This is a genomic window from Salinibacterium sp. UTAS2018 (genome assembly GCF_004118935.1).
Taxonomy (GTDB): domain Bacteria; phylum Actinomycetota; class Actinomycetes; order Actinomycetales; family Microbacteriaceae; genus Rhodoglobus.
The window spans coordinates 2,458,773-2,473,070 of the sequence record NZ_CP035375.1; the positions used below are offsets into that span (position 1 = coordinate 2,458,773).

The 14,298-nt window shown below is 62.6% G+C and carries 12 protein-coding genes; 7 read left to right on the forward strand and 5 right to left on the reverse strand.

Annotation, left to right across the window (positions count from 1 at the left end; all coding sequences use genetic code 11):
- Positions 1-67 precede the first annotated feature (67 nt).
- Positions 68-871 carry a heliorhodopsin HeR gene (gene heR, locus ESZ53_RS11730; protein WP_129072993.1) on the forward strand — a complete coding sequence of 268 codons (804 nt, stop codon included), beginning with the start codon at positions 68-70 and terminating at the stop codon, positions 869-871.
- Between the two features lie 123 nt (positions 872-994).
- On the opposite strand, the gene ESZ53_RS11735 is transcribed toward heR, so the two are convergent.
- The gene (locus ESZ53_RS11735; RefSeq protein WP_129072994.1) at positions 995-1,999 is read right to left on the reverse strand and encodes an NADP-dependent oxidoreductase; all 1,005 of its coding nucleotides are present in this window, start codon (positions 1,997-1,999) and stop codon (positions 995-997) included.
- Positions 2,000-2,050: 51 nt separating this feature from the next.
- Positions 2,051-2,755, reverse strand: a complete 705-nt coding sequence (locus ESZ53_RS11740; protein WP_129072995.1) for a type 1 glutamine amidotransferase domain-containing protein — start codon at positions 2,753-2,755, stop codon at positions 2,051-2,053.
- Between the two features lie 126 nt (positions 2,756-2,881).
- On the opposite strand from ESZ53_RS11740, the gene ESZ53_RS11745 reads away from it, so the two are divergent.
- Both ESZ53_RS11745 and ESZ53_RS11750 read left to right on the forward strand, forming a co-directional pair.
- The gene (locus ESZ53_RS11745) at positions 2,882-3,487 is read left to right on the forward strand and encodes a TetR/AcrR family transcriptional regulator (protein ID WP_129072996.1); all 606 of its coding nucleotides are present in this window, start codon (positions 2,882-2,884) and stop codon (positions 3,485-3,487) included.
- Between the two features lie 126 nt (positions 3,488-3,613).
- Entirely contained in the window at positions 3,614-4,333 is a 720-nt protein-coding gene (locus ESZ53_RS11750; RefSeq protein ID WP_129072997.1) for a hypothetical protein, read from the forward strand.
- Here the strand turns inward: ESZ53_RS11750 and ESZ53_RS11755 are convergent.
- The 3 genes from ESZ53_RS11755 to ESZ53_RS11765 all read right to left on the reverse strand — a co-directional run bounded on the left by ESZ53_RS11755 (position 4,317) and on the right by ESZ53_RS11765 (position 8,202).
- The gene (locus ESZ53_RS11755; RefSeq protein ID WP_145963174.1) at positions 4,317-5,261 is read right to left on the reverse strand and encodes an ECF transporter S component; all 945 of its coding nucleotides are present in this window, start codon (positions 5,259-5,261) and stop codon (positions 4,317-4,319) included. The two genes, ESZ53_RS11750 and ESZ53_RS11755, sit on opposite strands and share 17 nt — an antisense overlap.
- Positions 5,262-5,368: 107 nt before the next feature.
- The gene (locus ESZ53_RS11760; protein ID WP_129072999.1) at positions 5,369-6,385 is read right to left on the reverse strand and encodes a LacI family DNA-binding transcriptional regulator; all 1,017 of its coding nucleotides are present in this window, start codon (positions 6,383-6,385) and stop codon (positions 5,369-5,371) included.
- Positions 6,386-6,513: 128 nt separating this feature from the next.
- Positions 6,514-8,202 (reverse strand): glycoside hydrolase family 13 protein, encoded by a 1,689-nt coding sequence (locus ESZ53_RS11765; RefSeq protein WP_129073000.1) that lies wholly within the window; start codon positions 8,200-8,202, stop codon positions 6,514-6,516.
- A gap of 179 nt (positions 8,203-8,381) precedes the next feature.
- On the opposite strand from ESZ53_RS11765, the gene ESZ53_RS11770 reads away from it, so the two are divergent.
- The 4 genes from ESZ53_RS11770 (at position 8,382) to ESZ53_RS11785 (ending at position 14,296) form a co-directional block, all read left to right on the forward strand.
- Entirely contained in the window at positions 8,382-9,614 is a 1,233-nt protein-coding gene (locus ESZ53_RS11770; protein WP_129073001.1) for a maltose ABC transporter substrate-binding protein, read from the forward strand.
- Between the two features lie 98 nt (positions 9,615-9,712).
- Positions 9,713-11,326: an ABC transporter permease subunit gene (locus ESZ53_RS11775; protein WP_129073002.1), complete on the forward strand. Its 1,614-nt coding sequence runs from the start codon at positions 9,713-9,715 to the stop codon at positions 11,324-11,326.
- A 1-nt stretch (position 11,327) separates the two neighbouring features.
- On the forward strand, positions 11,328-12,248 hold the full coding sequence (locus ESZ53_RS11780) for a sugar ABC transporter permease (protein ID WP_129073003.1): 921 nt from the start codon (positions 11,328-11,330) through the stop codon (positions 12,246-12,248).
- The gene (locus ESZ53_RS11785) at positions 12,248-14,296 is read left to right on the forward strand and encodes a glycoside hydrolase family 13 protein (protein ID WP_129073004.1); all 2,049 of its coding nucleotides are present in this window, start codon (positions 12,248-12,250) and stop codon (positions 14,294-14,296) included. The genes ESZ53_RS11780 and ESZ53_RS11785 overlap by 1 nt, the downstream gene beginning before the upstream one ends.
- Positions 14,297-14,298 lie beyond the last annotated feature (2 nt).

Consider the following 14,298-nt stretch of genomic DNA (forward strand, 5'->3'; position numbering starts at 1 on the left):
AGCACGATGCTTCGCCGCGCAGGGGCGTAGGTGCTAGCGTGACAACCACCGTCGAAGGGAATATCCCGTGTCAAAGAAGACCTATTCTCCGGAGCAGCAAGTTGATCGTCTGCGCATCTACAACATTGTGGCGGGCAGCCTGCATCTCCTGCAGGCCATCGGCTTTGCCATCGTTCTCACGATGCTCAGTACTCAAGTGCTGTTCGCCGTCACGGCGGACTACCTAGCGGGCCCTCCCGGAGCGCCGATACCGCCCGAGCGTGTGACCGTCTTCGAGATCAACATCGGGATCGGCGTCGTCGTCTTCCTCGCGCTGAGCGCGGTATTCCACTTTGCGGTGTCGAGCCCGTGGTTCTTTGGGCGCTACAAGACGGGCCTGCTGGAGAGCCGCAACTACTTCCGTTGGACCGAATACTCGCTCAGTTCATCCATCATGATCTGGCTGATTCTCGCGATCAATGGAGTGACGGATATCGCGGCACTCTTCGCAGTATTCACCGTGAACGCCGCCATGATTCTGTTCGGTGCGGTGCAAGAGAAGTACGAGAAGCCCGGATCGGGCGGGATGCTGCCCTTCATCTTCGGCTCGATGGTCGGTGTTGTGCCGTGGATTCTTATCCTCATCTACTTCTTGCGCCCCGGCAGCTCCAACGAAGCCGCTGCTCCCGGTTTTGTCGTCGGCATTGTGATCTCGCTCTTCCTGTTCTTCAACACCTTCGCCCTCAACCAGTGGTTGCAATACAAGCAAGTGGGCAAGTGGAAGAGCTACCTGCAGGGCGAACGCACCTACATCACGCTCAGCCTGGTCGCGAAGACCGCGCTCGCGTGGCAAGTGTTCTCCGGCGCGATCGTTCCGGCGCTCACCAGTTGACGACGTAGCGCGAACTCGCCATACCTCACAACAGAAATGCCCCGCAGCTGATGCTGCGGGGCATTTCTTTGCCGCACCGAAGTGCGGGGAGTGTGCGCCGTTCGGGTCGGCAGCCACACGGGACTAGATACGAACGAGCGCCTTGCCGATGTTGGCGCCGCTCATCATGCCGTTGAAAGCATCGAGAGCGTTATCAATGCCGTCGGTGATGGTTTCATCGAAGACGATCTTGCCTTCGCCGAGCCAGCCCTGCATTGCGGCGCCGAACTCGGGGGCGAGGTGGAAGTAGCTGCCCATCGTGAAGCCCTTGATGGTGAGACCACGGGTGACGATGTTGGAGCTGTTCTTGATGCCCTCATCCTTGCCGTTGATCAATGACATAACGCCGCAGACTGCTACGCGGCCGCCGTCCTTGAATGCACCGAGTGCTGCCGAGAGGTGCTCGCCACCCACGTTGTCGAAATAGACATCGATTCCGTCGGGTGCTGCGGCATCCAGCTGACCGGCGATGTCGCCGTTCTTGTAGTTGAAGGCGGCGTCGTAGCCGTACTTGCTTGTGAGGAGTGCGACCTTCTCGTCGGTGCCGGCGCTGCCGACAACGCGTGCTGCACCGAGGATGCGAGCGATTTGGCCCACCATCGTGCCGACTCCACCAGCGGCACCGGAAACGAAGACGGTGTCGCCCTCCTTGATGTGGGCGATCTGAGTGAGGCCGGTCCAGGCGGTGATTCCGGTGATGCCGAGAACGCTGAGGAACAGCGAGGGCGAGATACCGGGAACGTCGGGGAGCGCCGTGAACTGACCAGCGGGAGCCTGCGCGATGTCGCGCCAGCCGAGCTGGTGCTGCACGAGGGTGCCGACGGGCAGCGATGCATCCTTCGACTCGATGACTTCACCAACCGCAGCCCCGACCATTGTCTCGTTGAGGTTGAACGGTGCGATGTACGAGCGGCCCTCGTTCATGCGACCGCGCATGTACGGGTCAACCGAGAGGAACGTGTTGCGTACGCGAACGTCGCCGTCAGCGAGCTCGGGCAGGTCGACCTGAATCTTGACCACGTTCTCGGTGGTAGGTACGCCGGTGGGGCGTGAGGCGAGTTGCCATTGGGTGCTGGTGCTTGTTGTCATGAAAATCTCCTTGAGCTTATTGCCGAGTGAAAAGTGGGAAGTGTGCGGTCGTTAGGACTTGTCGGCGACGATGCGCTCGGCAACGGCGACGGATGATGCGGGGTTCTGACCGGTGTACAGCGAGCCATCAACGACCACGTAGGGCGCGAAGGGCTCCGGTGCCTTGGAGTAGTCGGCACCCAGTTCAACGAGACGGGTCTCGACGAGCCACTTGACCTTGTCGGCGAGGCCGGCGATCTCTTCTTCGCTGTTGGCGAAGCCGGTCATCTTGCGGCCCTTGAGAACCCATTCGCCGGTCGCCTTGTCGTTCGCGGCGAGCAGTGCAGCGGGGGCGTGGCAGAGGACACCGAGGGTGGTGTTCGACTTAACGGCCTCGACGATGAGCTGGCCGGAGTCGTCGTCGGTCGCGAGGTCTTCCATGGGGCCGTGGCCGCCGGGGTAGAAGATGACGTCATAGTCGCTGGCGTTGACGGCATCCAAGCGGAGGGGATTCTGGAGGATGCTCTGCATTGCGGCAATTCGAGCCTCGAAGTCAGCGAGGCGTTCGGCGGAACCGACACCACCCTCGCTGAGGCTGGAAGCGTCAAAAGTGGGGGCGACGCCGGCGGGGCTGGCGAGCTGAACCTTCCAGCCGGCCTCGGTGAAGATGCGGTACGGCTCGAGAAGCTCTTCTGCCCAGACACCCGTGGGGTGCTCTGAACCATCGGCGAGCGTCAAGTGTGATGCTGCGGACAAGACCATCAATACGTTTGTCATACGAACTCCTTACAAAGCTGGGTGGCTCGGTGACGAGCCAATTGATTGTTTACCAAACCAATTGGTTCGACAGTACGTCTGCGTGTAAGGTAAGTCAAACCAACCGGTTCGATTTGGAGGTGTTTGGTGGTTTCGACAGAAATGCCGCGTGATCAACTCCGTGGCCGCGAAACAAAACAGCGCGTGCTCGAGGCAGCAGCGGCTGAATTCGCCGAGTACGGCGTTGCTGGCGCGCGCATCAACCGCATCGCGGAAACCGCGAAAGCTAGCAAGGAACGTATTTATGCGTGGTTCGGCGACAAGGAAGCGCTGTTCGATCACGTGATGCAGTCCGGGCTCGATCGGCTCGCTCACGCGGTCCCGATCGATGCCGACCTCGTGGAATATGCGGTGCGACTGCACAACTACTTCGTCAACGACCCCTCCTTGGAACGCGTTGCGATGTGGGCGTGGTTGCACGATGCCGCCACCCTGGGCTCGTTTTCCGAGGGGCGCGTTGAGGGCTACCAGCACAAGCTCGACGTAATCGCCGATGCTCAAGAGCGTGGCGTCGTCGACGCGTCGTGGAAGCCTGAAGAGCTACTGGCGCTGCTTCTTTCCGTCGCGAGCAACTGGGAACGTGCTCCGGCAGAGCTGCGCTCCATCGGATGCGCTGAGTTTGCCGACAGCGAAAAGGCCCGTTGCGACTCCGTGCGCGAAGCCGCCCGCCGCCTCGTCGAACCCCGCTCTTAGAGCCGTGGCAACGGCATCCGCGGGTGTCCGGATTCGTTCGGGATCACCGAAATCGCACGGGGGCAGTGACCACAGGGGTTGTACTAGACGCTGACGATTAGACCCGTGAGTACCGACAGGGGCGGCATGAAACTACAAACCAGCGACGACAAACGAGCTATTTCCGCCATCCTCAGCGAAACGATGATGCAGGTGGATAGCCGGCTCGTTACCGCGTCGTGCGTGGCGCCCGACCTGGTCGTGACCATCGAAAGCACCGATGTCTCTCGCCTCCAGGGAATCAGCAAATTGGAGTTCGCGGCCGTCACCTCCGAACTGCGCCGGGCTCTCACGACCTATAACGCGGACCATGACGCGATCGCACTCGAGGTCGCTGAAAAAGCGCGACACCTGACAAATGAAGATCGTGGGCGGATGCTCGCCCAGAGCCTGCTCGTCATTCTCGCGGTGGGCGGATTCTTTGTTGTCCCGGGTGCCGTCGTTTTCTCGCTCCTCGTTCTTGTCGGAACGTTTATCGCGCGGTCGCTCTGGATTGCTCGGCTCGAAGAACGCGCCGAAGCGCTATCCGAAGCTTTCGAAGGTCCGGCGGCAGTGCTGCGGGAGAAGTTGGGCACGACTCCCGCTCAGGCGCGACAGGCGATGTGGTCGAGTGCGACAGGCCTCTGTGCGCGCGCTGACGCTCTCTACCTTGAGTCGCTCGAACCAGCGCAGCGAACGTTGGAACTTGCGACGCGTCATCAGGACGCGCAGCGCTGGGCCGATCAACGGTTCGCGCAGCACTTCGCCAGCGAGCAGTCGTCTGACGAAAGATCAGGGACCGCTGCGGGGCTCACCGTCGCGTGTTGAGCGGCCCATCTCTGCGCCGAATGATCTCGGAGAATCCGAGCCTGCCGAGCAAGTGAATGATGGCGAGCGCCGTGTAGCCGGTGATGAGTTTGTCGGCGAGTGAGATCGAGATGTTCACCGTGAACACCGAGGTCCAGAGGCCGTCGCCGATCGCCCTTAAGGTGGAAATGAAGTCGTCACCGGCGTGACCGGCGACCCCGCCAAAGACGAGCACCGTGATCGGAACAGCGGTGATCGTGCAGGCGAGAGCAACTAAGACATTGAGCAGCAAGAAACGTAGCCGGGTCTTATCGAGGTGCCAAAGTCGCACCCCGTAACCCCAGACGAGCGCCCCCACTACGTTGACGATCGCGTAGGCCAGCGTTGCGGGAACCGTGGAGAAAACTCCGACGACATTGGTTGAGAGCCCGACGAGAGCCCCATGCCAGGGCCCGAGCATGATCGCGACGACCGCGGTGCCGATCATGTCCAGAAAGATGGGCAGCTCAAACCGTGAGACCACGCTGCCGCCGAAGAGGTTGAGGCCGACAGCAGCAACCATCAGCACCACGACAATAGCGAGCCGTGAATCGTGATTCGGGGCCGGTGTTAGCGGAGCGTGGGCAGTCTGCGCTTTCATTGTCGTGCGAACGGCAAGACAGCGAGCCCGCCAGGCTTCAGCGTCGACGTCGTCGTGGCCGAGGGCGACGACAATTTCGGCCACGAGCTCGGCATTGATGCGAGTTCTTCCGGTGCGGAAGATGTCGAAGACTGTTGAACGGGCAACCCGCGCGGCGGCGGGGCTCATGCCGTTTTCTTGGCGACGATGCGCGATGCGCGAGGCAAGCTCGGAGTATGACACTTCTCCGGCGGCGATCCTCAGCCGTTGCAGATCATCCGCAATCTGGTCGAGGGAGTCGGCAGGCAACGACGAGCGATCGCTCTCCATGCTCACGTCTGCCCCCAGACTCTCGACGCCCGCACAAGGCCGGTTCGATTCCGATTGTGCCACAGCGAAACCAGAGAACAGTGCGAGGTAACCCGAACTGGGTGGGGCTACTGGGGTGGTCGACTTGTGCTCGAACGCACGACCAAGTCGTAGCCGATCGGCGTGTTTTCGGGGATCTCGGGATGCTTTCCCGGCACCAACAGATTCATCAGAATCTCGACCGCGTGCTCGCCCTGAGCCTGCGGGTATTGGGCAACGGTTGTGAGCCCAAAGAAATCGGAGAGCTCGTGGCCGTCGATTCCGATGATGGAAATGTCTCGCGGAACGACAAGACCGAGGTCGCGCGCGGCCAGAATGCAGCCGATCGCCATCTCGTCAGACGACGCAAAGATCGCCGTCGGCCGCTGGAGGGGATTACCCAGCAGCTGCTTGGCAGCGTGGTAGCCACCCTGGATGGTGAAATCGGCGGTCGCAAAAAACTCTGGTTGTGGTTCGATTCCGGCGGCGCGCAACGCCGCTTCGTAGCCACGGCGGCGATTCGTCGGAATGTGGAACTCGAGATCGTAGTCTTCCGAACCACCGATATGAGCGATCCGAGTATGCCCCAACGACAACAGGTGACTCGTTGCCAGATTCGACACCGCATCATCATCGAGAGTGAGGGTGCGCACGCCATCAATGGGACCACCCACTCCCACGACCGGCTTATCCAACGCTTGCAGCCGTTCGACCTCAGAGGGGGAAAGTTTCAACGAGACCGTGACGATCCCATCAATTCTCTTGCGCTGCAGAAAGACATCGAACACTGCTTCGCGCTCTTCAACGCTGCCCGCCAAGTTGTACAGCGTCACGTCGTAGCCGTGGCGCATCAGAGACTGCTGGGCGCCCTCGACCACCGAGGTGAAGAACCACCGGGCCAAATACGGCACCATGAGGCCAACATTTTTGGTGCGACCGGAGGCGAGGCTCGATGCGCTCGACGAGACGACGTAGTCAAGCGCGGCAGCGGCATCCGCCACCTTCTCGCGAGAGGCCGCCGAAACGGGGCCATTGCCGCTCAGGGCGCGCGAGACCGTGGCAGTCGAGACGCCAGCGCGACGGGCAACATCTTCGATGCTCGCCATCGGTAACCCCTCGTCGGATGCTTGTCGTAGTGCGCCACTGGGGCGAATGGATGCCGACCCACAGTCAGCATGCTGCTGCCGATTCTAGCGACCGGCATCCGCTCGCTGCTATTCGGTACGCCGGTGGACTAGCCGCGCAGCCACACCGTGGTGTCGGCGGGCAGCTGGTTCTCGCCGAGGGGACCGCTCGCCAGCAGCACCTCGCCGGCGGGCAAAGGCACAGCGCTGTCTCCCGTGTTGGCGTACACGCGAACGTCGCCGTTGCGGAGCGCAAGCACGGCGTCGGCGCCGCTGTCGAGCCACTCGAGTTCGCCGGTCGCCAACTCGTGGGCCCGGCGAAGGGCGAGAGCGTGGCGGTACAGCGAGAGCGTCGAGTTGTCGTCGTGGCGCTGCACATCGCGAGCGAGAGTCGCCCACTCTGCGGGCTGCGGCAACCACGCGGCATCCGAGGGGCCAAAGCCGTATGAGGGCGAATTGGCTTCCCACGGGATGGGCACGCGGCAGCCATCGCGGCCGTAACGCTCACCGTTGGTGCGGAACCACGTCGGGTCTTGGCGAGCCTCATCGGGCAGATCGATGACCTCGGGCAGGCCGAGTTCTTCACCCTGATAGAGGTAGGTGCTGCCGGGAAGCGCGAGCATGAGGGCGGTTGCCGCTCGCGCCCGGCTCAGGCCGAGCTCGGGGATGGGCAAGCCAGCAGACTTCGGGCCGATGCCGGCGCCCTGCGGATTCTCGGCGGTAAGGGCGAGACGCGACGCGTGACGCACAACATCGTGATTCGAGAGCACCCACGTGCTGGGCGCTTCGACGGCGGAGAAGGCGCTGATCGAGGCGTCGATTACGGCGCGCAACGGTGCAGCGGCCCACGGCGTTTCGAGGTACGGAAAATTGAAGGCCTGATGCATCTCGTCGGGGCGTACCCACTTGGCCATGTCGGTCAGCGGGTCTACCCAGGCTTCAGCGGCAAGAATGCGCTCGCCGTCGTAGCTGTTGAGAATCGTGCGCCATTCGCGGTAGATCTCGTGCACGCCGTCTTGCGCCCAGAACGGTGCGCGGGATGCCGCGGGGTCGGCAGCCGTTGCGTCGCCGCCCTCTGGAGTGCCTGCTCCGCCCATGCTGCCGCCCGCGAGCGGGGGAGTCCAGTCGGGAAGGCCCTCGGCTTTGATCATGCCGTGGGCGACATCAACGCGGAAGCCGTCGACGCCACGATCGAGCCAGAACCTAAGCACGTCTTCGAACTGGCGGCGCACCCAAGGATTGTGCCAGTTGAAGTCGGGTTGGGTGCTGTCGAAGAGGTGCAGGTACCACTGGCCAGGGGTGCCGTCGGGGTTCTCGGTGCGGGTCCACGCGCGACCGCCGAAGACTGACTCCCAATTATTGGGGGGCAACTCGCCATTCTGGCCAAGACCGTCCCGGAACATATAGCGATCGCGTTCGGCGCTACCGGGAGCGGCCGCCAGTGCTTCTTGGAACCAGCGGTGATCGCTCGAAGAATGATTGGGCACAAGATCGACGATCAGGCGCAGCCCGAGTTCGTGGGCGCGACTCGTCATCGAGTCGAAGTCGTCGAGGGTGCCGAAGAGGGGGTCGACGTCGCAGTAGTCGGCGACATCGTAGCCTGCATCGCGTTGCGGCGAGGTGTAAAAGGGCGAGAGCCACACGGCGTCGATGCCGAGTTCGGCAAGTTCAGGAAGCCGGTCGCGGATGCCGAGCAAGTCGCCCATGCCATCGCCGTTGGAGTCGGCGAAAGACCGCGGGTAGATCTGGTAAATCACTGCGGAGCGCCACCACTCGGTGCGCGGAAGAACGGAAGTCATGCCTGACACCGTATCGCTAATCGACGTAAAAACTAAGCGCTTGCATAAACCCGGCCCTCAATTTCTCGAGCAAATCGGCGACGGCCTGAAAACTCGCGCTTGCCCAATCGCCCTGATGCAAGGTATACATGGAAGCGCTTGCAGTTTGCAATGCTTTCACTGACGAAAGGCAGCCACCAATGAAGGTGACCAAGAGAGGACTGTGGGCCGTAGGCGCGCTCACTGTTACTGCATCCCTCGTTCTGACCGGATGCACAGCAGCATCCGATGACGCAGACAACGCCGCTGGTACCGGCGAAGCACTGACCGTCTGGGTCGATGCCGATCGCGCAGCCGTGCTGAAAGACGCCGCCGCTGACTTCACCGCCGAGACCGGCGTCGAGGTCAAGCTCGTTCAAAAAGAGTTCGGTGACATTCGCGACCAGTTCGTCGCCCAGGTACCCACCGGTAAGGGGCCTGACGTTGTCATTGGAGCCCACGACTGGCTCGGCACCTTTGTCACCAACGGCGTCGTTGCTCCCGTTGAACTCGGCGACAAAGCGGACGACTTCCAAGCTGTGGGCGTGACCGCCATGAGCTACGAAGGCCAGGTGTACGGCGTTCCCTACTCGATCGAGAACATCGCCCTCGTGCGCAACACTGCACTCGCGCCCAGCACGCCCGCGACCTTCGATGAGATGGTCACGATGGGTGAAGCTGCCGGCACTGAGTACCCGTTCCTCGTCGGCCTCGACCCCGAAGCCGCCGACCCGTACCACCTGTACCCGTTCCAGACCTCGTTCGGTGCGCCCGTCTTCGGCACCGATGCCGATGGAAGCTACGACTCGGACGCCCTCGAAATCGGCAACGCTGGTGGCGACGAGTTCGCTGCCTGGCTTGCCGAGCAGGGAGCTGCTGGAGTTCTCAACACGAACATCACCGGCGACCTCGCCAAAGAGAAGTTCGTGGCCGGCGAAGCACCCTTCTACCTGACCGGACCGTGGAACGTTCCCGCCGCCGTCGAAGCAGGCATCGACGTCGCGATCGACCCGATCCCCTCCGCTGGTGGAGAAGACGCTCAGCCGTTCGTGGGTGTTCAGGGCTTCTTCGTCAGTGCGAAGAGCGAGAATGCGCTCGCTGCGAACGAGTTCATCGTGAACTACATGGGCAGCGAAGAAGTGCAGACCGCTCTGTTCGAAGTGGGCGGACGAGCCCCCGCGCTCACCGCATCCTTCGACGCCGCCAGCGCCGACCCGATCGTTGCCGGCTTCGGCACCGTCGGTGAAAACGCTGTACCGATGCCCTCGATTCCTGCCATGGGAGCCGTGTGGGAGTTCTGGGGTGTAACCGAAGCCGCCATCATCAACGGTGGTGACCCCGCTTCGCTCTGGCAGAAGATGTCGGGCGACATTCAGACCGCTATCGCTGGATAGCGCACGGTGGCCGTCCGCCTGCAAGCGGGCGGCCACTTCCTTCCCCTTTTTCTTTCTCGCTCTTAGAGCGAACCGCACGTCTTCAACGGAGAACCCTCGTGACGACCTCCCCCCAGACTGACCCCGGCCCCCTGCGGCAGTCAGCCCGCGCCAAGCGGGCAACCAGAATCGCGGATGCCGCCTCCGGAGGCTGGAAAGTCGTCGCCGCGAAAATTCTGGGTCTCGGTGTCGTCGACGCGATCGCGATCTACGCGCTCTTCGTACTCGTGCGCAGCGAATCGTGGCTCGTCGCCGGGCTTGTCGTGTTTGTGACGTTGCTCGTCAACTGGATCTACTTCTCGCGTGGCAAGCTGCCCGCGAAGTACCTCGCACCAGGGCTCATTTTCCTCGCGATCTTCCAGATCTTTGTGCTGCTCTATTCGGGCTACATCGCGTTCACGAACTACGGCACCGGCCACAACTCCACGAAGGCTGACGCGGTCAACGCGTTGCTGCTCTCGTCGCAAAACCGGGTGGCCGATTCGCCCAGCTACAAGCTCACCGTTCTCGAGCAGCTCGGCGAGCTCTCCTTTCTCGTCACTGAGCCCGATGGCAGCGTGAGCATCGGTGGCAATGAGCGTCCGCTCGAAGACGTGTCGAACGCCCGAGTCGAAGGCGGCGTTGCTGTCGGCCTCGACGGTTACACGTCGCTGGGCTTCTCCGACATTCTCGGCAAGCAAACCCAGATTGCCGCGATCAGCGTTCCCCTCTCCGACGACCCCAACGACGGAATGCTGCGCACCCCCGACGGGTCGAGCGCCTTCCTCTACACGTCGTCGCTGGAGTATGACGAGGCCGCCGGTACGATGCGCGACACGAACTCTGGCACCGTGTACTCCGACATCGGAACGGGAGCGTTCACCTCGGATGCCGGCCAAGAGCTGCTGCCGGGGTGGAAAATCGATGTCGGCTTCGACAACTTCATTCGTGCGTTCAGTGAGGACTCCATCCGGGGCCCGCTGATTAGCGTCACGATCTGGACCTTCGCCTTCGCCTTCCTTTCGGTGTTCACCACCTTCGCGCTCGGCCTCTTCCTGGCGATCGTGTTCAACGACAAGCGGATGAAGAGCCGCAAGTATTACCGGATCATCATGATCTTGCCGTACGCCTTCCCCGGCTTTCTCTCGGCGCTGGTCTGGGCCGGCATGATGAATCAGGAGTTTGGTTTCATCAACGTGGTGCTGCTCGGCGGGGCCGAAGTTCCGTGGCTCACGAATGAGTGGCTAGCCAAGGGCTCGGTGCTGTTCGTGAACCTGTGGCTGGGCTTCCCGTACATGTTCTTGGTCACGACGGGCGCGCTGCAGGCGATCCCCGAAGAGCTCACCGAAGCCGCAACGGTGGATGGTGCCAAACCGTGGGCGATCTTCCGGTTCGTGAAACTGCCGCTGCTGCTCGTCTCGGTTGCCCCGCTGTTGATCTCGTCGTTCGCATTCAACTTCAACAACTTCAACCTCATCTACATGCTCACCAACGGTGGGCCACGCGATGTTTCTGCGGGGGTGAATGTGGGCGCCACGGACATCCTAATTTCGATGGTCTACAAGGTCGCCTTCGTGGGAGCCAACCGAGATTACGGTCTCGCGAGTGCCTTCGCGATCATCATCTTCCTTCTGGTGGCGGGTATTTCGATCATCAGTTTCCGTCGTACCAAGGCCCTTGAGGAGCTGAACTGAGATGACTGCAACAACTCAGGATGCGGATGCCGCAGTGCGCTCGCACGTCGCCGTCGGCCACCCGAAGCGGCCTTTCAAGCGCTACTTCCGCGAAACCGGCTGGCGCCACCTCATCGGAATCGTCATGTCGATCTTTGCGGCTTTCCCGCTGCTGTACGTGTTTAGCGCTTCGCTGAACCCGGGCGGCACTCTCGTGACGGCGAACTCGCTGTTCTCCAACTTCAGCTTTCAAAGCTACGTCGATCTCTTCAACCGCCCCCAGCAGCCGTACGCCGCGTGGTTTGGCAACACGCTGTTGATCGGCGGTATCTCGTCGCTCGGCACTGTGTTCCTCGGCGCGCTTGCGGCATATGCGTTTTCGCGCATGCGCTTCCTCGGTCGTAGGGTCGGGCTGCTGACGCTGCTGCTCGTGCAGATGTTTCCCCAGCTGCTCGCGGTCGTCGCGATCTTCTTGCTGCTCTCGGGCATTTCCGAAATCTTCCCGGCGATCGGGCTCAACAGCCAGATCGGCCTCATCATGGTCTACCTCGGCGGCGCACTCGGAGTGAACACCTACCTGATGTACGGGTTCTTCAATACGGTTCCGTCATCCATTGACGAAGCGGCGAAAATCGATGGCGCAGGCCATGCGCGCATCTTCTTCACGATCATCCTGCGCCTCGTTGCACCGATCTTGGCGGTCGTTGGTCTGCTGTCGTTCGTCGGCACCACCAGCGAGTTCGTGATTGCGAGCATCGTGCTCATCGATCCCGACAAGCAGACCCTCGCGGTTGGTCTCTACCAGTTCGTCTCTCAAGAGTTCTCGCGCAACTGGAGCATCTTCGCCGCCGGTGCCGTGCTCGCCGCCATCCCCGTAATGACCCTGTTCTTGTTCCTGCAGAAATACATCGTCGGCGGTCTCACGGCAGGAAGTGTGAAGTAATGGATGCCCTTCTCCCGCACCACGATGGCTCGGCCTTGCACGTCTCGACTCAGACGCCCGCGCTCGGCGACACCGTCACTCTGCGTCTTCGCGTGCCCGTTGGTTATGGCCCGCTGAAGGCAGTGCGGGTGCGCGAGAATCCCGATCACGAACCGCGCTGGACGGATGCCCGCCTCACCGGCACCGCCGCCGGCTGGGATTGGTGGCAGGCCGAAGTGGTTGTCGAGAACCCACGGCACGGCTATCGGTGGTTACTCGTGCACGAGGATGCTGCTGCCGCTGACGGTCCTGCCGCTGCCGGCGCTGCTGCGACGTCAGGCCAAGGCACCGCTGCTGGAACCACCGCGCCAGCGGGTCGCAGCAACGCTGGCCGCATCGAATGGCTCAACCAGAGCGGACTGCACTCGGTCGAAACACTCGACGCCGAAGACTTTGCCTTGCTCGCGACCCCGGCTGCACCGGAGTGGTTGGCGGAGACGGTGATGTACCAGGTGTTCCCCGATCGCTTTGCCCGCTCATCCGCCGCCGACTCTCATGACAAGCCCGAGTGGGCCATCGCCGCGCGCTGGGATGAGCCGGTTGACCCTGTGTTGCCCGGCCGCTCGAAGCAGTTTTACGGGGGAGACCTCGACGGCATCACCGAGCACCTCGATCACCTGACCGACCTCGGCGTGACCATGCTGTACCTGACGCCGATCTTTCCGGCGCGCTCGAATCATCGCTACGACGCGTCGAGCTTCGTGGATGTCGATGAGCTGTTGGGTGGACGCGAGGCGCTGATCCGTCTGGTGGGCGAGGCTCACGCTCGCGGCCTCAAGGTCATTGGCGATCTCACGACGAATCACTCGGGCGATGGGCACGAATGGTTCCAGGCCGCGCTCGGAAAGCCGGATGCCCCCGAGGGCGACTTCTACTACTTCACGAATGACGAGCACACCGAGTACGTGGGCTGGTTGGGTACGCCAAGCCTGCCGAAGTTCAACTGGAACTCGACCGAGCTGCGTCGCCGCTTCATTGAGGGCCCGGATTCGGTGGTTGCCCACTGGCTCAAGGAGCCCTACAACTTCGACGGTTGGCGCGTGGATGTCGCGAACATGACCGGCCGGATGGGTGCCGAGGACCTCAACGAGGAAGTGCGGCAGATCACGCGCCGCACGATGGAAGCCGTGAATCCGGACACGGTGCTGCTGGCCGAATCGACGAACGATGCCGCCAGCGATCTGCAGGGTGATGCCTGGCACGGCGCGATGACGTATCCGTCATTCACGCGCCCGGTGTGGGGGTGGCTCACCGAACCCGGAGACACCTCCCATGTGACCGCCGATGGCTCGATCGATCCGGAGGCGTGGTTCTTCGGGCAGCCCATCGGTGGCATCCCGAACTACAGCGCCCGCGACTTTGCGGAGATGACGGTACGGTTCACGGCGAGCATCCCATGGCGCATCCGGCTCGGCAATATGAACCCCCTCGACACTCACGACACCGCGCGGTTTCGCACGCATGCGCCCGCCGACAACGTTCCGCTCGCTCTCGCTCTCTCGGTAACGCTGCCCGGAGTGCCCGTCGTCTTCGCGGGTGACGAGTTCGGCCTCAGCGGCGACGACGGCGAAATGTCGCGCACGCCCATTCCGTGGGGAACCGAAACTGACCCCGCCGTGGCGCCCACGCTCGACGTCTATCGCCAGCTAATCGCCCTGCGGCGCGAGCTGCCCACGCTCTCGCACGGCGGTCTGCGCTGGTTGCACGTTGCGGATGACGCGCTCGTTTTCGTGCGCGAGGATGCCGACGCGACCGTTCTCGTTGTTGTCGCGCGCTCGCCATTGACGGTGACGCTGCCCGCAAACGCGCTCGGTGTCGAGTTGGCCGCTACGGCCGCCTCCGATGGAGCTGCCTCCGGGCACGCTTCAGGTGGGGCGGATGCCGCGAGCCCCGCGTTCCTCTCCGGCGATGCGACTCTGGCATCCGCCGCCGCCGGGCTCACGCTCTCCGCGGCCGCCCGCACCTGCGCGATCTGGATTCTGCCCGGCGTCGAGTACCCAGTCGATTAGTG